Source organism: Methanothermobacter sp. DP (genome assembly GCF_026692625.1).
GTDB classification, from domain to species: Archaea; Methanobacteriota; Methanobacteria; order Methanobacteriales; family Methanothermobacteraceae; genus Methanothermobacter; species Methanothermobacter marburgensis.
Genome location: NZ_CP113501.1, coordinates 442,222 through 464,351, shown reverse-complemented (window position 1 = coordinate 464,351; position 22,130 = coordinate 442,222). Strand labels below are relative to the sequence as shown.

The 22,130-nt window shown below is 49.8% G+C and carries 30 protein-coding genes; 6 read left to right on the top strand and 24 right to left on the bottom strand.

All coding sequences use genetic code 11. From position 1 onward, the window contains the following. Nucleotides 1-18 precede the first annotated feature (18 nt). Nucleotides 19-1,674 (bottom strand): sensor histidine kinase, encoded by a 1,656-nt coding sequence (locus OXN82_RS02635; protein WP_321211829.1) that lies wholly within the window; start codon nucleotides 1,672-1,674, stop codon nucleotides 19-21. A gap of 257 nt (nucleotides 1,675-1,931) precedes the next feature. On the opposite strand from OXN82_RS02635, the gene OXN82_RS02630 reads away from it, so the two are divergent. Together OXN82_RS02630 and OXN82_RS02625 are read left to right on the top strand one after the other, a co-directional pair. Beyond that, nucleotides 1,932-2,273 (top strand): PadR family transcriptional regulator, encoded by a 342-nt coding sequence (locus OXN82_RS02630; RefSeq protein WP_321211828.1) that lies wholly within the window; start codon nucleotides 1,932-1,934, stop codon nucleotides 2,271-2,273. Next, on the top strand, nucleotides 2,270-4,348 hold the full coding sequence (locus OXN82_RS02625; RefSeq protein ID WP_321211827.1) for a Coenzyme F420 hydrogenase/dehydrogenase, beta subunit C-terminal domain: 2,079 nt from the start codon (nucleotides 2,270-2,272) through the stop codon (nucleotides 4,346-4,348). The genes OXN82_RS02630 and OXN82_RS02625 overlap by 4 nt, the downstream gene beginning before the upstream one ends. Nucleotides 4,349-4,380: 32 nt before the next feature. On the opposite strand, the gene OXN82_RS02620 is transcribed toward OXN82_RS02625, so the two are convergent. Then, nucleotides 4,381-4,884: a hypothetical protein gene (locus tag OXN82_RS02620; RefSeq protein ID WP_321211826.1), complete on the bottom strand. Its 504-nt coding sequence runs from the start codon at nucleotides 4,882-4,884 to the stop codon at nucleotides 4,381-4,383. Between the two features lie 221 nt (nucleotides 4,885-5,105). On the opposite strand from OXN82_RS02620, the gene OXN82_RS02615 reads away from it, so the two are divergent. Together OXN82_RS02615 and OXN82_RS02610 are read left to right on the top strand one after the other, a co-directional pair. Further along, entirely contained in the window at nucleotides 5,106-5,267 is a 162-nt protein-coding gene (locus OXN82_RS02615) for a 4Fe-4S binding protein (protein ID WP_013295546.1), read from the top strand. A 5-nt stretch (nucleotides 5,268-5,272) separates the two neighbouring features. Beyond that, nucleotides 5,273-6,457: an NAD(P)/FAD-dependent oxidoreductase gene (locus OXN82_RS02610; protein WP_321211825.1), complete on the top strand. Its 1,185-nt coding sequence runs from the start codon at nucleotides 5,273-5,275 to the stop codon at nucleotides 6,455-6,457. 139 nt (nucleotides 6,458-6,596) lie between these two features. Here OXN82_RS02610 and OXN82_RS02605 read toward each other — a convergent pair whose 3' ends face one another. Further along, complete coding sequence (locus tag OXN82_RS02605) at nucleotides 6,597-7,379, bottom strand: UbiA family prenyltransferase (RefSeq protein ID WP_321211824.1); 783 nt, start codon at nucleotides 7,377-7,379, stop codon at nucleotides 6,597-6,599. Continuing rightward, nucleotides 7,373-8,113 carry an ATP-binding protein gene (locus OXN82_RS02600; protein ID WP_321211823.1) on the bottom strand — a complete coding sequence of 247 codons (741 nt, stop codon included), beginning with the start codon at nucleotides 8,111-8,113 and terminating at the stop codon, nucleotides 7,373-7,375. The genes OXN82_RS02605 and OXN82_RS02600 overlap by 7 nt, the downstream gene beginning before the upstream one ends. A gap of 45 nt (nucleotides 8,114-8,158) precedes the next feature. Between OXN82_RS02600 and OXN82_RS02595 the strand changes: the two genes are divergently transcribed. Continuing rightward, nucleotides 8,159-8,614: a YbhB/YbcL family Raf kinase inhibitor-like protein gene (locus OXN82_RS02595; RefSeq protein WP_321211822.1), complete on the top strand. Its 456-nt coding sequence runs from the start codon at nucleotides 8,159-8,161 to the stop codon at nucleotides 8,612-8,614. Nucleotides 8,615-8,678: 64 nt separating this feature from the next. On the opposite strand, the gene OXN82_RS02590 is transcribed toward OXN82_RS02595, so the two are convergent. After that, nucleotides 8,679-9,287 (bottom strand): acyltransferase, encoded by a 609-nt coding sequence (locus OXN82_RS02590; RefSeq protein ID WP_048175191.1) that lies wholly within the window; start codon nucleotides 9,285-9,287, stop codon nucleotides 8,679-8,681. A 188-nt stretch (nucleotides 9,288-9,475) separates the two neighbouring features. On the opposite strand from OXN82_RS02590, the gene OXN82_RS02585 reads away from it, so the two are divergent. Continuing rightward, nucleotides 9,476-10,498, top strand: a complete 1,023-nt coding sequence (locus OXN82_RS02585) for an ATPase (RefSeq protein WP_321211821.1) — start codon at nucleotides 9,476-9,478, stop codon at nucleotides 10,496-10,498. On the opposite strand, the gene OXN82_RS02580 is transcribed toward OXN82_RS02585, so the two are convergent. From OXN82_RS02580 to OXN82_RS02490, 19 genes are all read right to left on the bottom strand, one after another. Continuing rightward, nucleotides 10,491-10,631 (bottom strand): DUF3096 domain-containing protein, encoded by a 141-nt coding sequence (locus tag OXN82_RS02580; protein WP_171770393.1) that lies wholly within the window; start codon nucleotides 10,629-10,631, stop codon nucleotides 10,491-10,493. The genes OXN82_RS02585 and OXN82_RS02580 overlap by 8 nt on opposite strands. A 120-nt stretch (nucleotides 10,632-10,751) precedes the next feature. Continuing rightward, nucleotides 10,752-12,161 (bottom strand): argininosuccinate lyase, encoded by a 1,410-nt coding sequence (gene argH / locus OXN82_RS02575; RefSeq protein WP_321211820.1) that lies wholly within the window; start codon nucleotides 12,159-12,161, stop codon nucleotides 10,752-10,754. Between the two features lie 8 nt (nucleotides 12,162-12,169). Further along, nucleotides 12,170-12,325: a 30S ribosomal protein S27ae gene (locus tag OXN82_RS02570; protein ID WP_013295537.1), complete on the bottom strand. Its 156-nt coding sequence runs from the start codon at nucleotides 12,323-12,325 to the stop codon at nucleotides 12,170-12,172. Continuing rightward, a complete protein-coding gene (locus OXN82_RS02565; protein ID WP_321211819.1) occupies nucleotides 12,326-12,628 on the bottom strand; it encodes a 30S ribosomal protein S24e in 303 nt (100 codons plus the stop codon). A gap of 1 nt (nucleotide 12,629) precedes the next feature. Continuing rightward, nucleotides 12,630-13,118 carry a GTP-dependent dephospho-CoA kinase family protein gene (locus OXN82_RS02560; RefSeq protein WP_321211818.1) on the bottom strand — a complete coding sequence of 163 codons (489 nt, stop codon included), beginning with the start codon at nucleotides 13,116-13,118 and terminating at the stop codon, nucleotides 12,630-12,632. Then, nucleotides 13,118-13,300 carry a transcription elongation factor subunit Spt4 gene (gene spt4, locus OXN82_RS02555; protein ID WP_013295534.1) on the bottom strand — a complete coding sequence of 61 codons (183 nt, stop codon included), beginning with the start codon at nucleotides 13,298-13,300 and terminating at the stop codon, nucleotides 13,118-13,120. Before spt4 ends, OXN82_RS02560 begins: the two co-directional genes overlap by 1 nt. Continuing rightward, entirely contained in the window at nucleotides 13,297-13,842 is a 546-nt protein-coding gene (gene rpoE, locus OXN82_RS02550) for a DNA-directed RNA polymerase (RefSeq protein ID WP_171770409.1), read from the bottom strand. Before rpoE ends, spt4 begins: the two co-directional genes overlap by 4 nt. A gap of 30 nt (nucleotides 13,843-13,872) precedes the next feature. Beyond that, entirely contained in the window at nucleotides 13,873-14,403 is a 531-nt protein-coding gene (locus OXN82_RS02545) for an inorganic diphosphatase (protein ID WP_321211817.1), read from the bottom strand. A gap of 14 nt (nucleotides 14,404-14,417) precedes the next feature. Further along, a complete protein-coding gene (locus tag OXN82_RS02540; RefSeq protein ID WP_321211816.1) occupies nucleotides 14,418-14,771 on the bottom strand; it encodes a twitching motility protein PilT in 354 nt (117 codons plus the stop codon). A gap of 24 nt (nucleotides 14,772-14,795) precedes the next feature. Continuing rightward, nucleotides 14,796-16,022, bottom strand: coding sequence for a translation initiation factor IF-2 subunit gamma (gene eif2g / locus OXN82_RS02535; protein WP_321211815.1), 1,227 nt, complete (start codon nucleotides 16,020-16,022; stop codon nucleotides 14,796-14,798). A gap of 24 nt (nucleotides 16,023-16,046) precedes the next feature. Beyond that, complete coding sequence (locus tag OXN82_RS02530) at nucleotides 16,047-16,427, bottom strand: 30S ribosomal protein S6e (RefSeq protein WP_237780243.1); 381 nt, start codon at nucleotides 16,425-16,427, stop codon at nucleotides 16,047-16,049. A 21-nt stretch (nucleotides 16,428-16,448) separates the two neighbouring features. Beyond that, the gene (gene infB, locus OXN82_RS02525; RefSeq protein ID WP_321211814.1) at nucleotides 16,449-18,233 is read right to left on the bottom strand and encodes a translation initiation factor IF-2; all 1,785 of its coding nucleotides are present in this window, start codon (nucleotides 18,231-18,233) and stop codon (nucleotides 16,449-16,451) included. Between the two features lie 14 nt (nucleotides 18,234-18,247). Beyond that, complete coding sequence (ndk, locus tag OXN82_RS02520; protein WP_300478063.1) at nucleotides 18,248-18,703, bottom strand: nucleoside-diphosphate kinase; 456 nt, start codon at nucleotides 18,701-18,703, stop codon at nucleotides 18,248-18,250. Then, complete coding sequence (locus OXN82_RS02515) at nucleotides 18,700-18,861, bottom strand: 50S ribosomal protein L24e (RefSeq protein WP_013295526.1); 162 nt, start codon at nucleotides 18,859-18,861, stop codon at nucleotides 18,700-18,702. Before OXN82_RS02515 ends, ndk begins: the two co-directional genes overlap by 4 nt. 18 nt (nucleotides 18,862-18,879) lie before the next feature. After that, nucleotides 18,880-19,086: a 30S ribosomal protein S28e gene (locus OXN82_RS02510; protein ID WP_013295525.1), complete on the bottom strand. Its 207-nt coding sequence runs from the start codon at nucleotides 19,084-19,086 to the stop codon at nucleotides 18,880-18,882. 51 nt (nucleotides 19,087-19,137) lie between these two features. Then, nucleotides 19,138-19,509 (bottom strand): 50S ribosomal protein L7Ae, encoded by a 372-nt coding sequence (gene rpl7ae / locus OXN82_RS02505; protein WP_048176479.1) that lies wholly within the window; start codon nucleotides 19,507-19,509, stop codon nucleotides 19,138-19,140. A gap of 289 nt (nucleotides 19,510-19,798) precedes the next feature. Then, a complete protein-coding gene (gene hmtB / locus OXN82_RS02500; protein WP_013295523.1) occupies nucleotides 19,799-20,002 on the bottom strand; it encodes a histone HmtB in 204 nt (67 codons plus the stop codon). Between the two features lie 225 nt (nucleotides 20,003-20,227). Next, nucleotides 20,228-21,430, bottom strand: a complete 1,203-nt coding sequence (thrC, locus tag OXN82_RS02495; RefSeq protein ID WP_321212139.1) for a threonine synthase — start codon at nucleotides 21,428-21,430, stop codon at nucleotides 20,228-20,230. A 66-nt stretch (nucleotides 21,431-21,496) separates the two neighbouring features. Further along, nucleotides 21,497-22,129 carry a stage II sporulation protein M gene (locus tag OXN82_RS02490; protein ID WP_321211813.1) on the bottom strand — a complete coding sequence of 211 codons (633 nt, stop codon included), beginning with the start codon at nucleotides 22,127-22,129 and terminating at the stop codon, nucleotides 21,497-21,499. Nucleotide 22,130: the final 1 nt, after the last annotated feature.

The following is a 22,130-nucleotide window of genomic DNA, read 5'->3' as shown; positions in this document are numbered from 1 at the left end:
TGTTACAGAGCACACCTATTAAAGTCTCCTCCTGTAGTGAAGCTCCCTGAAGGGTACAGTGCCCTCTGTACCCCCTCCATCCTCCCTGAGGAGTATCCTGAGGTCCCCCTCTATCTGCCTGGCGAGGTTCAGTGCAAGTTGGAGGCCCATCCTCTTTTCACCTGAAAACCCCACACCATCATCCATTACCCTCAGACAGTACTCTGAGTTCATTCTGCTGATTTCAACCTTCACGGTGCCTCTGCCCTGAGGAAACGCATGCTGAAGTGAGTTGGATATCAGTTCATTTACTATGAGGGCCAGTGGCATGGCTGTCTCAACGTTGAAGGTATGTGGGGCTTCTATGTGGAATTCAACATCCAGTGCATCAAATACTGATCTGAGGTTTTCTGCTATCCTCCTTATGCACTCATGCATCTTCACCTCTGCAAGGCTCCCCAGCCCATAGACGGATTCGTGGATGGCGGCCAGGGTCTGAACCCTGGTTGATGTCCGGATGAGAGCCTCCCTTGCATCCTCACCGGCGGATCTTATCTGCATGTTTATGAGGCTCAGGATTATCTGGAGGTTATTCTTCACCCGGTGATGGAGTTCCCGGAGCAGCGCATCCTTCTCCATGATGTTCCGCTCGAGTTCCTCCTGTGTCCTCATTAGGTCTGTTATGTCGGTGAGGGAGATTATTGCCCCCTCATCCAGGGGAATGTACCACCCGGTGAAGTTTCTGTCCCCTGCTTTAAGGCTCCTGATGTGCGAGGGTGCCCTGGCATCCATGAATCTATCATGAATGGATCTGCAGTCAATTCCAAGTTTTTTCATGGCCCTGTTGAGGTGCAGTGGATTGCCGTCTTCATCGATGACTGCAACGGCCTCCTCAAGGTTCTCAACCACATCCCTGAAGAATCTGCGTGTCCTCCTGAGCCCCCTTTCATTCATGAGGCGTTGATGGTCAACTGTGTTGAGCCTGTAGGCTGTGAAGGTTATGGTAACTATGATGAGCGCCACTGTCAGTGAAAGGAGGAATATCTCTGCCGGGAATGGTAGCTGGTCCCGGCCCCTCAGGATCAGGATTCCTGTGACCGTTATGGCTGTGAGCATGGTTGCAAGGAGCACCCGTGCCGTGTATCCCCCCATCATTCCTGAGAAGAGTGGCTCAGTGACTCCCCTGTGGGGATAGAGGCCCAGTAACCCCAGAGCGGCCATGAGGAGTTCGGCTGAAATGGTGGGGTCCACCCTGAGTGCCTCAACAACCTCCACCACACCTGTGAGGTGGGTCATCACCAGGGCATAGGCTATGATTCCTGTGATGTATGCCAGTGTCTGCCCGGCATGGTAGTGTCTGCGGATAAGTAGAATCAGGCTGACCGAATAGGCCGCCAGCAGGGGTGGAGGTAAAACTGTATGCAGACCCTGAAATCCCGCAAATTGAATGAACTGGAGTGGGATTATCATTATGGATAGGGAAAGTGCTGTTCTTCTGTGGGAGAAGCAGGCGAGAATTATCGATGCACCAAGCAGCACAAGAGACATGTGGAGAATGGGGAGGTCCCAGGGGGACCATCCACCTCCAGCCATCATGAGGAGTGCCACGGATGAGAAGAGAATCAGAAAGAACCCCATCAGATGGGACACAGTATTTTTCATGTTGAGATCCTTTTTAAAGGGGACAAACTCCATCTGAACACCTCATACCTATCTGAGGAGGTTAAACATAAAAATTTTTTGAAAAAACAATAAAACTGTGGTTATTGAATCACTGAGACTGCATTCATCATGGCAATGAACAAAAAGAGTCATTTTACCGGTTACAGGTGTCCAGTTATCCCTTACCCCTGATACGATTCATCTGTGTAGGGTGAGGACACAAAGCTTATATACTGTTTACTACACAGTAATGTGCACAACACATATCTGTGTAATATGAGGGTCATGAGATGGGTGGCATATGTGAAAGATTCGAAAAGGAAATAAGACGCGGGGCCATACAGCTCGCAGTGGTCTGTCTCCTTGAAAGGGAACTTTACGGATACGAAATCGTCAGGAAACTCAAAGAATCCGGGTTCAGGGTCGAAGAGGGAACCATCTACCCCCTTCTGAGGAGACTCGAGGGGGAGGGAATCCTCAAAAGCAGCTGGATGACAGGTGAGGCAAGACCCAGAAAATATTACAGAATCACCGATTACGGTAAGAAGGTCAGAAAAAAATGGCTTGAATTTTTCAGGGCAGTGAATCAGGCCCTCAATGAAATTGAAACCATAATGGAGGAATATCAATGAATAAACTTGATGAATTCATAGAAAGGGCGACCCTTAGACTAGCCCCAGAGGAAAGGGAGGAGGTTGCCCGTGAACTCAAAACCCACATACTTGACAGTGCAGAGGCAATAGCCGCATCAAGAAAAACCGATGTCACCGAGGAGGTGATAGCCGAGGCCCTGGAGAGGATGGGCCCACCAGAGAAAATAGCAGAGATGTACCCATCAGAGAGGAAATGGAAACCTGGAAAGATCGTGGAGTCAGGAATCTGCGCAAGGTGCGGTACCTGTGCCGTTATATGCCCCAACAATATCATATCCTTCGACGGACGCCCGGAGCTCAGAGAGGAGTGCCTCAGAAACGGTCACGGTATGTGCTTCGAGGTATGCCCCAGGGTCTCCTCAGACGGTTATCAGATCAGCATAAGGGAGAAGTTCCAGGAAAAGGTCTACCATGGAAGGGGACCCATCAGGGGCCAGGACGGTGGCGTGGTGACCTCTTTCCTAAAGCACCTCCTTGAGAAGGGTGAAATCGACGGAGCCATCGTTGTGGGTGACGAACACTGGAAACCTGTATCACTCCTTGTGCAGACGGCAGAGGACCTTGAGGAAACAAGCGGGTCAAAGTACAGCATATCCACCCTTGAAGCACTGAGAACAGCCGGAGAACTCGGAATTGAGAGGGTAGCGGTTGTTGGGCTTCCCTGCCAGATAAACGGCCTCAGAAAACTCCAGTACTTCCCCTACCTTGCAAAGCATGACCTGGAACTTGGAAGGAAGGGCAAACCCGTGAAACTCCCTGAGATACGTTACCTCATAGGCCTCTTCTGCACCGAGAAATTCGAATATGGCAACCTCAGAAAGGTGCTGAGGGAAAATGGTATCAGAATGGAGGACGTTGAAAAATTCAACATAAGGAGGGGTAAACTTGAGGTTGACCTTGGTGATAGGAGGGAAACCCTGAACCTCAGGGACATCAGGATCTCAGAGGGCTGCAGATCCTGCAGGGACTTTGACGCCCACCTTGCAGACGTCTCTGTGGGCTCCGCTGGAAGCCCCGAAGGTTACTCAACCATCATAGTGAGAACCAGGAGGGGCGCTGAAATAGTCGGTGCGGTTGAACTCATGGAGGGTGCAGACACTGCAAAAATAGAGAAGATGAGGGACCTGAAACTCAAAAGATTCCAGAGGGAACTTGAGAGAAGGAGAAAGAATGGTGAATACATCTCCTTCTACTGGACCTCAGATTACCCTGGTGTATCCAGGAGGGCCGATGGCACCTACTTCCTAAGGGTCAGGGCCCGGCCATCAGGCTGGTACAGCCCCTCAGAGGTGAAGGAACTTGTGAGGATCGCCGAAAAATACGGTGCAAGGATCAAGGTCACCAACAGGGGATCCTATGAGCTCCATGATGTGAGTGGCTTTGACGTTGAGGACGCCGTTGATGAACTCAACTCCGCAGGGCTCCTCACAGGCTCAGAGGGCCCCCTTGTAAGGGCCACACTTGCCTGTCCAGGTAGGGAGAACTGTGGAAGCGGGATCATAGACACCACAGCAATCTGCAGTGCCATAGAGGAGAGGTTCAGGGAGATGCCGGCACCCTACAAGTTCAAGATAGCGGTGAGTGGCTGTCCAAACAGGTGCATGAGGCCCCAGATCCACGATGTGGGCGTCGCCGGTGTTGAATTCCCTGAGACGGTTGAGCAAATCTGTAACGGCTGCGGCAGGTGCTTCGAGGTCTGCAAGGTTGAGGCCATAAGCGTGCGTGGTGAGACATCCTACACCAACCATGACCTCTGCGTTGGCTGCGGTAAATGCATAAGGGAGTGCCCACACACTGCAAGAAGGGCCAGAGAAGAGGGTTACATACTCTACATAGGCGGTAAGGCTGGTAGGGAACTGGTTGAGGGTATAAAGACCCGTGTTGACACTGTTGATGAGATACTGGAATACATAGACGCTGTTATCAGGGTCTACACCAGGTATGCAAGTAAGCCGCAGAGGGAGAGGCTCGCATCAACCATGAAACGTGTCGGTGAAGAAAAGTTCATGGGCGAGGTGAGGAAGCTCATAAAGGAGAGATCACATAACCAGTGAGAAGGAATAAAAAAGGAGGGATCCCAATGGGATCACTCTAACTTCACAGTCTCAAGTATGGAGTCAAATGTTGCGTCATTCTTTGGTCCGCTGTACATGAATGCATAGCCGCTTGTCCTGTTGAGTTTCAGGTACACGAAGACCGTCTGAGTCGTTGAATCGGTGGCCTTCACCATTGCTGCGTTACGCCCGGCGACCTTTATTATGCTGGATGATACAACACCCTCATTGCTGGCCATCTCCTTCCTGACGGTTTCAGGATCCTTCAGGTAGTAACCCGCGCCTGCACTTACCTCTGCAACTGCAAGCTCTGAGGTGCTGTTACCAAGGTAAACTATGACATCCTTGGAGATTCCCACCTCCTTCTTGAAGGCCCCCTGCGCCCCTGCAGGGTCAAGGGTCTCCCATGATGCAGGATATGTGAAGTTCAGTTTTCCGTCAGAGAAGCTCTTATACTGTGGCTCCTCACTCACACAACCAGATACAAGGACCGTTGCGGCCACAAGAAACAGAAATAAAATTTTCTTTATATTCAACCTCCCATAATAGTATATTGTCAGGGATATGATTTATAATTATCCCAACACCCCTCAACATATAAATAATAGGCTGTTGAAAGATCAGAAACTATGGTGTGGGCCAGGTGGCTACCAGGTCAGGGTTTTTGGGAAACTATATATATACTTCCTCCCCAAAGTATAAACACCCGCATGATTAAAGATTCATGATCTGTAGAATTGATTTTAGGTTGATAACCATGAAGGTGAAGGAATGGTGTATGTTCTGTGGGGAATGTGCAGGTGTGTGCCCACGGAACCTCATAGAGGTCAGGGAGAATTCCCTGAAATTTTCAGAGGACCAGTGTAGGGAATGCAACATATGCATACAGGTGTGCCCTGTTAGGGCCCTTGAGAGGTGATTGACATGGTAACTGAAGTTGATGTCCTTGTGATTGGCGCTGGACCAGCCGGTTCAACAGCAGCAAAACATGCCGCCATGGGTGGGGCAAGTGTACTCCTCATTGACAAGAAATCAGAGATAGGTGCCCCAAAGAGGTGTGCCGAGGGGGTCTCTGTTGGGGGCCTCGAGTCCCTGGGGATAGAGCCAAACCCCCGCTGGATCACAAAGAAACTTGATGGTGTGCGTCTGGTCTCCCCCAACGGCACAGATGTATGGCTGACCTCAGATAAGGTGGAGCTGCCAGAGGCAGGATACATACTTGAGAGGAAGGTCTTTGACAAGCACATGGCAATGGACGCTGCAAGGGCAGGGTCAGAGATAATGGTGAAGACCCTTGCAACCGGGATGGAGAAGACCGGTGATGGATACCTTGTCAGCGCAGAGTGCATGGGCAGGGAGTTTGAGATAAAGGCCAGGATAGTCATTGCAGCCGACGGCCCCGAGTCAAGGGTTGCAAGGTGGGCCGGCCTCAACACAGCCACAAGACCCAAGGACATGGAGTCAGCCGCCCAGTTCGAGATGGTCGGAGTGGAGATGGAGGACAATAACTGCATCGAATTCTACTTTGGAAGCGTGGCCCCAGGTGGATACGCCTGGATCTTCCCGAAGGGTGATGATATCGCCAACGTGGGCCTGGGTGTTCTCTCAACAGAGACCGATAAGAGCGCCTATGAGCACCTGCTTGAATTCGTTGAGTCATGCCCGGCAACAAGGAACGCCCAGCCTGTTGAACTCAACATCGGCGGAGACCCTGTTGGTGGCATGCCAAAGGAACTTGTGGCAGACAGCCTCATGGTTGTTGGGGACGCTGCAGGTCAGGTGAACCCCCTCACAGGTGGCGGTATAATAAGCGGTATGACCGGTGGTATGCTGGCAGGAAGGGTTGCTGCTGCAGCGGTCAGTGAGGGTGATGTCAGCAAAAAGAGGCTCAGTGAATACGAGAGGCTCTGCCGTGAGGAGATCGGGAAGGAGATAGACAGGTACCTCAAGGTCAAGGACTACATGCTCACACTCAGTGACAGTGAACTCGATTCAATCGCAGAGGCATTCCAGGATGTCGAGTTTGAGAAGGTGAGCACCACAGAACTTGTTAAAAAGCTCATAAAGGTCTCACCAAAGGCCCTCATTAAACTGGGCAAACTCTTCTAATTTTTATATTGGGTGGCAGTGAAGAACCCACCAACTCAAACTATCTTTTTAATCTATTCTGGAAGAATTTTAGCTAAACTTATCTAATTTGATTTTTCAGAATAATTCTCCACTCTAAAAAGAAAATCTGAAGAGCATCTTAACCCACCAGAAGCACCGCTATGCATACCAGGTAGAATACCACAAGAACCCTGTGGTAAATCAGATCAGCCACCTCCACCATCCGCTCCCTCTCTGTGAAGTTGGATAGATAAAGTGGTACAGTGGCTATGAAGGGTGGGACTATCACAAGGAGGACCTGCAGCATACTGATGTAACCTCCAGTGTAGCTCCAGGCAAGGAGGACACAGAACAGGACAGAAACCAGGGTTGTCGGGGCCTTTCTCTCCTTGTACATCAGGTATGTGCCCATACCTGCAAGGTACATTAAAACATAGACCGGGACCGGGACAACGAGAATACCCCCCAGGAGGACAGCGGCGGATGCCAGCCTCAGAACAGTGTTTGTAGCGGTACTTGCAAGTGGTGCAAGCGGCGTGTCCTTCAGTCTGAGGGGTGGGAGTGTGTAGATGAACTGGTTGAGGACCATGAGAAGGAGTATCAGGCAGAATACCGGCTGGATAATATATGCCACCACGGTGGATACCACGAGAAGGACGCCTATAAAAAGCAGGACCTCCCTGGGCTCAACATGGTTCTCTATGAAGGGCCTTCTCCTCTTCATGCGGTCGTTCCTGTCACTTTCAATGTCAGTGAAGTCGTTAAGTGAATAGAGAGCCCCCCAGAGGAGCGTCACGGTGAAGAGTCCTGAAATGAACCTGATGGGGTCTGCATCTGAGGCATAGGTGAGTGCCAGAAGGTACATGTGGATGTTCTTTGCACACCAGCTCATTCTCGTTGAACGTAGGAGTGTACTCAGCATGATCTCATCTTCTCCAGAACAGTTCTTGGTCTGCATCCATATAATTCTATGTAACGCCTTATCTCTTCCTCATCAGCACCTGAATGGGCCCTTATTATATTTAAGGTTTCAGTTACGGTGTAATCTATCCTTACAGCTTTGAAGGGGATTCTGAGGGTGTGGAAGAGCACTGACGAGAGGATGGGTATGTCTGTGAAGATGTCCAGCTTTTTACCCCTCAAGTAGAACCTCCAGGCCGTCTGGAAGATTATGTTCATGTTCCCAAATGCACCCCTGTTTCTGATGTACTCCAGAATGCATTTCAGGTAGAACTTCAGTGTTTCAGATCCCGCCGTGGCTGTCCACTGACTGAAACCCGTGAACTCTGAGAAATCGTGGCTGTCATGGAACCTGTCAGCAAAGACCACAGCATCAAATTCAGCAAGTTTTCTGTAAAGATCCCCCCTGTTATCTGCACCGAGCTCCGCCTTCATCTCATCTAAGAGGTGCCTGAACACATAATCTGCGTCCACATCCGCTGACTCAAGGTTACATGGCACTTCATATACATCAAGCCCCACCTCCTGGATACCCCTGTAGAGGTTGGCTGATTTACCCGTCCCGGGGGCGCCCACAACATGGAGTATGTTGCCGCGGCACTCCCTGATAACCTCAAGGGCTTCAAGGAGCCTTCTGTAGGACTCCGTCTCAACGAAGACGCTGTTATCAGATACCGAGTTAACCTTGTAGTCCATAATAATAATTAATGATAGGAAACATATAATCTGTTAGGTGATACCATGAACCTCAAGACCCGTGCATTCAATGATGGTGGAAGGATACCCTCCAGGTACACGTGTGATGGTGAAAACATATCACCACCCCTCTCCTGGGATGGTGTACCTGAGGAGGCCCGGTCCCTTGCACTCATATGTGACGACCCTGATGCACCCTCAAAGGTGTGGACACACTGGGTGATATTCAACATACCCCCCGCCACAGGGGGCCTTGATGAGAATGTTCCAGAAATGGGGAGGCTACCAGATGGGTCAGTCCAGGGCTACAACGACTCTGGAACCCTAGGCTACAGGGGCCCCTGCCCCCCATCCGGTGTGCACAGGTACTTCTTCAAACTCTATGCCCTTGACACCATGCTGGACCTTGAACCCGGGGCTGGTAAGGAGGACGTCCTCGAGGCAATGGAGGGTCATGTACTTGCTGAGGCAAGGATAGTGGGGCTCTACAGGAGAGAATAACTCATTCAATCACTAGAGGTCACTGCAGACTGGAAAGATAACTGGTTAATACAAAGAAACAAAACTAAATATTGTTGGGAACCCTAAGCTTGGCAGGAAGTGCCTTTATACGGGCCGGTGCACCGATTGCCAGTGACCATGGGGGCACGTTCCTTGTTACAACCGCCCCTGCTGCCACCATTGCACCCTCACCAACCTCGATCCTGGAAAGGAAGGTGGAGTTTGCACCTATGGATGCCCCCTGCCTTATTATGGGGCCCCTGAGTTTGTACTTGACCCTTATGGGGTAACGGTCGTTGGTGAAGCAGGCACAGGGTCCTATGAAGACGTTATCCTCTATGTAACTGTTCTTGGGCAGATACACGTTTGACTGGATGCTGACATTGCTCCCTATCTTTGAGTGGCCCTCAATGACCGTGTTTGTACCTATGAGTACATCATCACCTATGGTCGTCTTCTCCCTTATTAGGACGTTGTGGCCGGTTCTGAGGTTATCGCCTATGGTAACATCATTGTATATCACGGTGTTTGAGCGCAGAAGGGGGTTTTTACCTATAACAGGGGGTTTACTGAACTTCTTGTAGCCATACCCCACTATTATATTCTCACTTTCCCTTTTATAACCCCATTCTTCTTCCTGATCGCCAAAAAGAAGGCTTTTAATGTTTGGCATTTGCCTGTACATCCCCCAACACGGTTTTATTAAAGTTCAGGTACTACCTGGAGATGAAATCCATATCCACTCTTTATATTAAATATTGACCGTATCTATAATATACTTTACTTCATGCAGATCATCCATCATTTAATCAGACCATAAAAAGGTACTTCACCTAGGTGAATAATCCCGGGAAGGATTCTATGGATGCAGATGAACTTGCGGTTCTCATAAGGGAAGTGAGATCCGAGATAGGCCATGAGAATACAGAGGTGCGGATAGCCAAGGTCATATTCAATGGGGAAAGGGACGAGCTCCTCATAGTCGCACCTGACCGTTCAGATAAGTCCATCATAATAGGGAAGGGTGGATGGGTTGTGGGCAGGCTACGGGAGAGACTTGGTATCAGGAGGATCCACGTTGAATCAGAGATTGACCTCATCATGAGGAGGGAACGGGTTAAATTTGCACTTGAGCGACTGGCTGAACTCAGGAAATCCTTCAGGGTGCTCTCCCTGCTTGAGGAACCGCTGAAGAAACGCCTTGAATACCCGGCGGGACTTGACTTTCTCACAGAAAGTGACAGTGCACCCCGCAACTCCATCAGAGAGCCCGACACTGCTGTGGCACTATCAGGGGGTACTGACAGTTCATTTTCACTCATAGCGGCCGTTAAACTTGGTTTAAAACCTGCTGCATTCACTGCTGACCCCGGCACCATAGTACTCCCTGGCCACGTCAGGAGGGCTGTTGATGAACTCACAGCCTCCCTTGGGGTGAGGCACGAGTACATCAGCATGGACTTCAGTGAATTTCAGAGGGCTGCACTCGAGGGGAGGTTCCACCCCTGCGGCAGGTGCTCATCCATGATTGAGGAAGTCATCATGGAGCAAATAAAGAATGAGGGAATTGATACTGTGATATTCGGTGATCTCCTCTCAACAGGATACGGTTCCCTCCAGGTGACCGATGGTATACTCCGTGTTAATCTACCGGCGCTCTTTGCAGCCTCAAAGCAGGAGCTGAAGTCCGCTGTATCCCCTTATGGTCTCAGGGCCGCTTCAGGGTTTGGCTGTCCCCTTCTGGGGGAGGTCCATCGTAGATATCCTCATATGAGGCGCTACTCAATCCAGAGAGTCCTCAGGGAGACCCGTGCCGGTGTTCTTGAACCCGGTGAGGCCCTGGAACTCGTATGGAGTATCTGCGGCTCCCGGAGAACTAACTGAATATCTTGAGAAGACCGTAGGCTATGAGGAACACACCAACCAGATACCCGACAAGCTGAGGGTATATTATCATCAGTATACCGATGAGTACCGCCAGAAGTCCAACAACCCTTGTTTCAGTTTCAGATTTCATGTAATAACTATATGTCAAAAATGATATATAAAATTTCTGCTCAGTGAGAAAAAATAACCCTTAAAAGCCCCTCTAATACGCCAATATATAAAATTTCTGGCCACTGGAAAAAAATAACCCTTAAGTTGTCCTCTCAGACTCCACAAAGGCTCTGATTTCATCAATGGCCGCCCTGACCATCTCAGGTGCCGGTCCACCTGGAACCATCCTCATTCTGACATTCTCAAGTGGATCAAGGGCCCTTCTCACAAGTTCCTGGTCAAGTTCAAGTCTCTTCCCGGTGACCTCAAGGCTCACCTCATCAAGGTACTCTGAATCTATGTCAGAGGGCCTGAGACCATCAGAAATGGCCCTTGTGACCAGCCTTCCAACTATCCTGTGGGCCACCCTGAAGGGTATGCCGCGCTCCCTGACAAGGATATCTGCAAGGTCCGTTGCGGTTGCAAAGTTGGCCCCTGCAAGTTCAAGTGCCCGTTCCCGGTTAACCCTGATGCCCAGGAGCATCCCCCTCACGACACGGATCATTGACAGTGCCGTGTCGGTGGCCCTCCAGAGGTGGGGTGTGATCTCCTGGAGGTCCCTGTTGTAGGTGTAGGGGAGGGCCTTCATGATTCCAAGTACAGAGAATAGTGCCCCCTGAACCGTGGAGGTCTTTGCCCGGGCTATCTCGGCCACGTCAGGGTTCTTCTTCTGGGGCATTATCGATGATGTTGATGAGAATTCATCAGGGATCTCTATCATACCAAACTCGTAGGTGCTCCAGAGTATCATCTCCTCTGAGATCCTGCTGAGGTTCACCGCCATCACTGAGAGGTCAAATATTGCCTCCGCTATGAAGTCCCTTGCACTCACCGCGTCCATGGAGTTCCTCATGTAATCAGAGAACCCCAGAAGTTCCGTTGTGAGTTCCCTGTTTATCGGGAAGGTTGTGGTTGTCATGGCCGCGGAACCCAGCGGGTTGATGTCAATCCTCTTCAGGGTGTCCTGGAGCCTCTCATAGTCCCTTTTCAGGGAGTGGGCATAGGCCATGAGGTGGTGGGCAAGGGTTGTTGGCTGGGCATGCTGGAGGTGGGTGTAGCCAACCATGACAGTCCCTGTGTGCTCAAGTGCCATTTCAGCTATCCTATCAATAAAATCAAGGAGTTCGTGGCTGATTATTTTTATCTTCTCCCTCAGGGCCAGGCGAAGGTCAGTTGCAACCTGGTCGTTCCTGGATTTACCTGTGTGCATGAACCCTGCTTCTTCACCTATCCTGGCTGTCACGTAGTTCTCAACAGCCATGTGGATATCCTCCACCGACGGGTCCATGTCAAGGGCCTCAACACCCTCCTCCCTGAGGGTTTCAAGGGCTTCTATGATCTTATCTGCCACTTCCTCAGGTATTATACCCTCATGGGCCAGCATCGTTGTGTGTGCAATGTTACAGTCAACATCCGCCTCGAATATGTGGTGGTCGAATGTGAGGGATGAGGTGAACTCCGCTGCCTCATCCTCCATACCTCTCTTTAATCTGCCAGCCCTCAGGTTCAAGTTTCCACCTATTCCCTGTTTTTCCATTCGGTGTATCCGCATTTACCGCAGGCGTACCTGTCCCCATGGTCAGCCATGAAGACACCGTTTGAGCATCTCACACAGAAGGGGTTCTTCCTTACGAGTTTATCCCCCTTTACCTCGTAGAGTTCGAACTTCTTCATCTATTCTTCCTCCTCTTCCTCTTGTGCCTCTGTGTTCTTCTTTATGACGTGTTCAGGTTCTATCTCGGTGAGTTTATCCATTGAATCATATATCTTGGCGTACCCTGAGGCCCTTGCCTCGCCGAATCCCTGGTCGATCTTGTCGACCACAAGGAGGTCCTTATCGGCGTCGAGCATTGCGACGAGTTTGTTCTTAACATCAAGGACCTTTGGTGTTGATTCACCCTCATATAAGCATTCGAACCTTATCTCCTTTCTATTTAAGAGTGGGTTTTCCTTTTCCTCGATTATTCTGATCTCCATTCTATGCCTCCTCAAAGTTTTTTATGAGTTCTTCAGCTCTTTTCCGTGTTTCCATGGCCCTCACCAGCACAACACCCTCATTTGGCTGTCCATAAAGGATGACGGTGTCTGCCGGGGCCATTAAGATTGATGGTAAAACAGCCAGGTCCTCCTCTCCATCAACGACTATCATGAAGCGTTCACCGGCTCTGGCCCCATCTATGGCCTTTTTGATGGAGTTCCAGAGGTCCTCTGTTATGGTACCTGGCGGGTTTGTGGATCTGATAATGGTTGCTGTGTCATTGAATTCATGGTCAGAATCCCTTCTCTGGATCCTGTTATCTATTATGCTGATGTCCGGTTTCAGGCCATGCTCCAGTGCATTGCGTGTTGTGACATCACCAACCGTTATGAGAAACGAATCCCCCACGTCAATGTTTCTGAAGGATTCGTGGAGCTCTCCAAGGGGTTTCTTGAGCTCTGCCCTGAGTTTTCCCGGTAGAATGTACACTATCTGACCCTCAGTGCGTATTCACCAGGAAGTTTTATATCCAGTTCCCTGGCTATGTCTGATTTCTCTGGATCTATGATTATGAGCAGTCCGCTCCAGTTGGTGGATGCTGGAACATTGCAGACCGGGCAGCGTTCGTCGCTGGTGATTCTCTTACACCTTGTGCATGCCTTCTCAGTCATTTTTTACTCTTCCTCTTCTCTTCTTCAATCCATTCGAATTTACCAAGACCGGGCTGCCTCATGGTGAGCCCAACCTTCACGCCCTCTCTTCGGCCCTTGAGGCTCAGGGCGACTATCCTTGCCCTTACAAGGTCGCCCTCATCCAGGCGTTTACCTGTCTCCTTACCTGTGAGGGAGCCCTTCTTGGCATCATAGGTTATGTAATCGTCTGTAACCTGTGAAACGTGCACAAGACCGTCCACCGGTCCAATGCGCACGAATGCTCCGAACTCTGCAATCTCTATTACCTCGCCCTCAACGATCTCATGGAGTTCTGGTTTGAAGAAGAGGGCTGTGAATGTCACCTCATGGTAGGCAGCGCCGTCACCCATTATGACCTTTCCGATTCCTATGTCCTCTATTTCCTTTACGGTTATCATCTGGCCGAGGTTCCTGTCCATCCTTCCAACGTAGGTTTCGTTGAGAACCTCTATGGCAACCTCCTCCAGTGGCTCCTCAAAGCGGTCTGGAGGTATTCTGACTGTATCAACAATTTTTGTTATATAATACAATGGGATCCCCCATTAAAAAGATTACTCCATACATTTCTCTCTGTAGAGCTCTATGGAGTGGTTTACGGCTTCAAGTGCCTTTTCGGCGCCCTCCCATCCAATTATCTCTGTCTCCTTACCTTCAAGGTTCTTGTAGACCTGGAAGAAGTGTGCTATCTCCTTCAGGATGTGTTCAGGTAGGTCTGATATATTATTAACATCACTGTAGTGGGGGTCCTCCACGGGCACCGCCAAGATCTTGTCATCCTGGTCCCCACCATCGATCATCCTGAGAAGGCCTATGGGCCTTGACTCTATGATGCATCCAGGGAATGTTGGTTCATCCATGAGTACCATGATGTCCATGGGGTCGCCGTCATCATAGAGAGTCCTGGGTATTATACCGTACTCTGCAGGGTAGAATACCGGTGAGTAGAGTACCCTGTCAAGTGCGAATGCCTCGAGGTCCTTGTGGTATTCATACTTGTTCCTTGAACCCCTGGGTATTTCAACAACTGCATATACTACCTCTGGTACTGATGGTCCAGGTTCAATATCCTTCCACAGATTCATAAAAAACCTCCTATTTATATATGCCCATCAACTGCAAGATATTTTTTCTGCCTCAGGTACACCACGGGTATGCCCTGTGACCTCGCCCTTTCCCTGAGCTCCCGGTCAGCGGTGCAGAGCACGTCTGAGATCCTGAGAAGCGCATCGTCAACAGATTCGCCCTCAAGGAGTTTCTCATCAACCACCCTGAATGGTGGTCTTCGTGCAAGGGCAAGGCCAATGGAGGCGGCTATCCTTGCATCACCACCTGAATGCCTCCTTATACCCTCAAGTTCCCCTATCACAAAGGAGGGGACAAGGAGCTCATGGGTCGGGAAGAGTCTCCGGAGCTCAGATACTATGTCGACCCTGAGCTGGTGGGGTATCATAAAAAATTGGTGTCTATAACCACCCTATTTGATGATACCATATCCTATCAGCCTCCATCTTGCTCCAACCCTTCTTGATAGGGCTATCCTCTGACCCTCCTCTGCGCAGGCGGGTAGTTTCAGGACGACGTCAGCGTCATCAGCCCTCGCTGATTTAACAACACCCACGGTGGTTGTGGTACCCACGTTTATCATCAGGGGCTCCCCTGTCTTTATGGGCTCCACCTTGGTCTCCTCCTTGGTACCCACGACCCTCTCAAGGAGGTGGGTCTCCATGGTGAAGGAGTGCCTCACAGGTGGCAGGGTGCCGGGTTCACCGGCCACTGAACCTGAAAGTGAATCTGCCTTGGTCAGTGAGGGGTCAAGGAGGGTTCCGACACCCACAAGGCCCCCGGGACCAACCTCGTCCATCTCCTCTCCCCCTGCCACAAGGCCTGTGATGGTGGAGTGGAGGCTCATCCAGGACTGTTTACCGTCCTTTTTAACCTGTATGCCGGGTTTTATCTCTATCTCATCCCCGACCCTGAATTTACCCTGGACAAGTGAGCCACCTATAACCCCACCTGCAAGGTGTTCAGGGTCAACCCCTGGCTTGTTTATATCAAAGGACCTGGCCACGTACATCCTGGCAGGCTTATCAACATCCCTTTCGGGTGTTTTGATTTTCTCCTCAATTGTCTCAATGAGAATGTCAATGTTGGCGCCCTGCTGTGCAGATACAGGTATTATAGGTGCATCCTCGGCACATGTACCCTTCACGAATTCCTTGATCTCCCTGTAACTCTCAAGGGCCCTTTCCCTGGAGACTATGTCTATCTTGTTCTGGACAACGATAACATCCTTAACCCCTATCACATCCAGAGCCATGAGGTGCTCCTTTGTCTGGGGCTGGGGGCATGGCTCATTGGCGGCTATTACCAGTATGGCGCCGTCCATGAGGGCGGCTCCAGAGAGCATGGTTGCCATGAGTGTTTCATGTCCCGGGGCATCCACAAAGGATACCTTCCTCAGAAGTTCTGTCTCTGTGCCGCACCTCTCACAGATCTCTGCAGTTGTGTAGCACATGGGGGCTTCACACTGGGGGCACTTCCTGAAGGTTATGTCAGCGTAGCCCAGACGGATTGATATGCCCCTCTTGGTTTCCTCACTGTGGGTGTCTGTCCAGACACCTGAAAGGGCCTTTGTAAGGGTTGTTTTACCATGGTCCACGTGCCCCACAAGACCAATGTTTATTTCAGATTGATTTTTCACGGATTACACCTATAAAATCTTTTATTATTCCTCATCGGCGCCAAGGAGCTCTTCAAGTGGCTTCTCACCCTTTTCGATGACCACGGTGTTTATCTGTACTATGTCCTCTGATACAGTGTTTCCCCTGAATGTTTTCCTTCTCCTTTCACCCTTACGTGCAGGTTTGTATCCCACGCCACCTGATACAAGGCTTCTAACTCTCCTTGCACCTGGTACTGTCTTCTTCATAGGGAAACCGTTCTTATCGCTTCCACCTGTGATTTTCAGTTTGTATCCCTTGAGGCCTATTACTGAACCATCGAATTCGTCCCCTATTGTGAGGCCAATGAGGGCCTTTGATTCTGATGGTTCTACCTCCATCTGGACACTTTTCTCCTTATCTGAAATCACAACCTTAAATGCCAATATATCTCCTCCTTTCTTCAATTAAAATGGTGCCTTCATTCCCCAGTCAGGATTCTTCTTCCGCTTGATCTCAGCTATCCTCTCCAGAAGATCAAGTTCTTCCTCTGTGAGATCCCCTGAGAGCTCATCCACAAGGATTCTGTAGTGCTTCTCGGGTATGTCAACGTAGAGCGTGTCGCCCTCATTGATTGTCTTCCCGTAAACGGCGTCCTTGATTGCCATTGCAACCTTCTGGCCGCGTGATGCCGATTTGAGGTTTTTACCCTTATCCTGCATGCTTTCAACGGTGCCCACAGGTTCTCCTTCCTCGTTCATGAGGGGATAATCCTGCTTTATGACACCTGCAAGGACCTCAACACCCCCAATCGCCGGTTTGCTCTGCCTGAAGACAAGTTTCGGGATGAGCCTTATGCTTGCAGGTTTTATAATCGCATCCATCCACCTTTTCTTCTTCTCTTCCTCAATGGCCCTGACCCATTCCTCATATTCTTCCATGAGCCTGTAGATGACGTTCCCCTGGAAGAGTTTGATGTCTGAGTTCTTGAGTTCCTGGGCCGCTGATGGGATCACCTTCACGTTGAAGGCTATTATGGCCCCGTAGACCCTGTCCTCCTGGAGGGATATTCCTGCATTCACAACGTCCCTCCTTGAAACGTCCCCAATGTCAGCCACCTTGATGGGGACATCCATGTCCCTCAGTATCTTCACCACTGCTTCAAGGGACCCCAGGGTATCGGCCTTTACAACCACACCAGCCTCATCGGTGTCTATCTTGATGTCCTCTATTTCACTGAGTATCTCCTCTCTGACCTTCTCGGGATCCGTCACCACACGGAGGGGTGAACCCGCCATTACATCGTCGATGTCAGGTGCCACGATCTTTATACCTGCAGCAGCCACCACCTCGTCCACCTTCTGGAACCTCTTCCTGGACTCCCTCATCTCCTCGAGGGGTCTGGGTTTGAGAAGTGACCTTATCCTGGTGGATATGACATCCGTTGATGTCATCATGGCAATGGTGTCGTTCTTACGGAGTATGCCGTCATAGATAACAGCGTCAATGGTCATTCCGAGACCTGTCTCCTCCTTAACCTCAAGGATGGTCCCCCTGGCAGGGGAATCCTCCTCAATCTTCAGCTGTTCCCTGAGGTACTGCTGCGCAAGTCCCATGAGCATGGTGAGGAGTTCAGGTATTCCCTCTCCGGTCACCGCACTTATGGGTATTATGCTGACCTGTGAGGCGAAGTTGGTTACCCTGTCGAACCTCTCTGATTCAAAGCCCTCCTCGTGGAGTTTGCCCACAAGTTCATAGACCTTTGTGTCCAGTTTCTGCTGGACCTGAATGTCCTGTTTGCTGAAGGTCTCCATGAAGGGTCGGCCCTCATGGGCCCTCCAGCCGTGGATCTTGTCTATCTTGTTTGCAGCCACCACGAATGGTGTCCTGTACATCTTCAGGATGTTGAGGGCCTCCTGTGTCTGGGGCTTGAATCCCTCATTTATATCAACGATGAGTATTGCAAGGTCTGCAAGGGCCCCTCCACGTTTACGGAGGGTTGTGAACGCTTCATGACCAGGGGTATCTATGAAGAAGAGTCCTGGCAGCGTCTCCCTGATTGAGAATTTTTTAAGGAAATCTCCGCATATGTTTTCAATGACATCCATGGGTATCTCTGTGGCCCCTATGTGCTGGGTTATACCACCCGCCTCCCTTGCGGCAACTGCACTGCCCCTTATATGGTCAAGTAGGGTGGTTTTCCCGTGATCCACATGTCCGAGTACTGAAACTATGGGTGATCTGATCTTCATTGAAATCTCCGCGTTCATTCCTCGTATACCATTTCCCTATCAGGCATCTCGTAGCTGCAAATTTCTGATTCCTTAAAGAAAAGTTTAATCTCCCTCTCAGCTGATTCTGGAGAATCTGAGGCATGGATTATGTTTCTACCTGTTTCAAGGGCGAAGTCTCCCCTGATTGTTCCAAGTTCTGCCTCTGCAGGGTTTGTTGCGCCCACCATCTTCCTTATGATGGAGATGCAGTCCTTACCCTCTATGACCATTGCAAGGACTGGTGCTGATGTTATGTAGTCCACAAGGTCCCCAAAGAATGGTTTTTCCCTGTGTTCCTGGTAGTGTTCCATTGCAAGGTCTTCCGGGATCTGGAGCATCCTGGCGGCGACTATCTTGAGTCCCTTATCCTCGAAGCGGGATATTATCCTTCCTGCGAGGCGCCTCTTTACTGCGTCAGGTTTTAGCATTACAAAGCTTTTTTCCATCATTTTTTAACCCATTTAACTTTTCTTGGAACCCTTCCCAGTTTGATCATGTTTTTCTCGCATTTACTGCTGCAGAAGAAATAGATTGTGCCGTCCTTCTTAACGTACATCTTTCCTGTACCTGGTTCTATTTCTTCATGGCAGAATGAACAGACTCTCATTTACAAACACCTGCCTGATCAGGGGGTCCTGATTTCCTTTGCCTCTCTGATTGTGTCAAGAAGCATCAGGATATCGCCTTCCCTTATTGGACCCATGACGTTCCTTGTGAGTATCCTTCCCTTATCTCTTCCATCAAGGATTCTGCACTTGACCTGCATTACCTCTCCAGTCATTCCGGTTCTCTTCAGAACCTCAATAACCTCTGCTGGAGTTGCTTCCTCCATTAAACCACCTTTATATTAAATTGAAGGTGAAAGGCTTTTTCTGCCTTTCCTCTATTTTTTAAGTTCTTCAACCTTTTCTATTATTTCGTTTATGAGGTCCTCGGCGTCGCCGGCTTCAACTATGGCTGCTGATGCTGTGCCGACGTTGAGACCTGCGGCTGCACCCAGTTCATCCTTGGTTGGAAGGTATATGTATGGTATTTCCTTTTCCTCTGCAAGGAGTGGGAGGTGAGCCACTATTTCGGCTGGTTCAACGTCCTCAGCTATAAGTACGAGCTGTGCGACTCCCCTTTCAACTGCCTTGGTAACCTCGTTTGTACCCTTTGATATCTTACCTGTTTCCCTGGCTATTTCAAGTGCCTCTGCGGCCTTGTCAGCCAGTTCCTTTGGTACATCAAATTTCACATAGATTGCCTTTGCCATGTTATTTACCTCCTTTTTCATCTGGTTTTTCTACCATCCATCGGTAATTACACCAATCTGGACAACTAATCCAAGTTATGGATTAACATGAGGTGGGTAGTACCCTTTATATGTTCTCTGTATATAAAACTTGCTGGATACAGATTTTCATCAGAAATCGTACTTAGATTAATCCCGGATAATCCAGTTAGACACCCAGGAAAACAAGGATTAAATAAAATTGTGGGCTCATCACATATAAAGTTTTGCCGCAGGCAAAAAGGGAATGAATGATGGATGTATGTGAGAATTACATCCTCTTAGCTGCCAGTTCAATGTCAGAAGCCTTAACAGTTTTCCTTCCAGCATGTTTTGCAAGTTTAACTGCATTCAGGGCGATCTCTTCACCTTTGGCTTCAAGGACTTTTGCAAGGGCTTCCCTTGCATCATCACTTACCCTCTCTGCACCGGCATTCTTTATTATTCTTCCAATTGGAGCTATTGGCAATTCCATAATTAACCACCTCATTTTATGTACTATAATCTATCCATATTATCCTATATAAATATATCGCTAATCTGGAGGTCTCTCTGGCTCATTGATTGGTTCATGTGGCACCTAAACAGAATCAGTATATTCACAAGTGGCGGGAGGGTGAGAGATTAACCTCAGAGTGTCCTAATGAAAAATAGAAAAACTTAAAACAGAAAAAATATTCATGGAAAATTTAAATGTTTATTACGCCCTCTTTTCCTTTATAACAGACCTGAGCTGGTTTATATCGGGTTCAACCTCAACTGGTTCTGTTGAAGCCCTTATGGCGGTGTCAGGATCCTTAAGTACGTGACCTGTTACAACGCAGACCACTCGCTCGCCCCTGTCAATGACACCCTCATCCACCAGTTTCAGGAGGCCTGCTATGGATGCCGCAGACGCCGGTTCAACACCTATACCCTCCCTCCTTGCAAGGAGTTTCTGGGCAGATAGTATCTCCTCATCGGTCACTGTCTCGGCATATCCATCTGACTCATAGATGGCCCTCAGTGCCTTGAGGTAACTCACAGGCGCCCCGATCCTTATGGCGGTCGCAACCGTCTCAGGGTTCTTAACAGGGTCAATCTCCATCTTACCCTTCCTGAAAGCATCAACCACAGGTGCAGCACCCTCTGCCTGTATACCCGTCATCATTGGCCTCTCCTCAATGAACCCTGCCCTGTGGAACTCTGAGATACCCTTCCATATGGCTGATATGTTCCCTGCGTTACCAACCGGGAGGATGATGCGGTCCGGGGACTCCCAGCCAAGGTCATCCACTATCTCAAAGCCTATGGTCTTCTGCCCCTCAAGCCTGAAGGGGTTAACCGAGTTGAGGAGGTAGAGCTCCCCCATGAGGGCAAGTTCCGTTACCGCCTCAAGGGCCTCATCGAAGTTTCCCCTGACAGATAAAACCTGGGCACCATGGAACATGGCCTGTGCAAGTTTGCCAAGGGCAACCTTACCTGAAGGGAGGAGTACCACGCAACCGAGACCGGCCCTTGCTGCGTAGGCTGCCAGGGAAGCGGAGGTATTGCCGGTTGAGGCACAGCCCACCGTATCAACACCCAGTTCAACGGCCTTTGTGATACCGACACTCATACCCCTGTCCTTGAAGCTACCTGTGGGATTGGAGCCCTCCACCTTCACGTATAGTTCAATGCCGAGTTCCCTGCCAATGTTATCGCACCTCACAAAGGGTGTTCCACCCTCATCAAGGCTCACTATCTTTGAGGGGTCCACAGGCATGAATTCCCTGTACTTCCACATGTTCTGCCTTCTGCAGCTGAATGTGTCCCTTGAAACCTCGACTTCACATTCAACCTCCAGCACTGACCCGCATTCACTGCAGGTGTATATGATCTCGTTTAGTTCATACTCCTTACCGCATGATATGCACCTTATCACATAGTCACCATCCATTGAATGTATTAATCAGAATAAATTGTGGGGGTCCTTCTGCGGATCCCCTGCCTATATTGATGTCTTTATGTAGTTGTAGATTCCCAGTGTCACGTTCGCCTCAACGAATGCCGCCACCACAAGGAACAGAACCCCTATACCAAGGAGCATGAGGGACTCCTGAAGCTCATCCTGGTTTCTGCTGAAGAAGTGACCCATCCTTTCTATGAAGGACCCGTACCATGTCTCGGTGAATAGATCGCTGAAGAAGTGGTAGGTGAAACTTGCAAGCCTGAAACCAGCCGCACCTGCAATTATGAGCCCTGGAATCTCAAATATTCCATGGGGGGCCGTCAGGATTATGAAGTCCCCCAGTGGGGCCTGTGAAGCAAAGAAGCCTATAAAAAGGCCGTTTATTATAAGGAACAGTGCCGTGAAAACCCCCAGAAGCAGGCCTCCCCCATAGATGAGCAGGGCGGCCTGGAGGTTGTGGAGGAATATGGAAACTGTTGAGAGTTTCAGTTCACCCTCCGCTATGCTCCTTCTGAATTCGTCCATCATTGGCTTCAGTAGCGGCTCGATGGCCCCTGAGAAAGCGTATCCTGCAAAAAGGGATATGAGGAACAGGAAGGTTGAGGCCAGAAGGAAGGTCTCATTGCTCCTCATAAGGTAAGCCAGTGTCCCCTCATACTTTTCCTTCTTCATT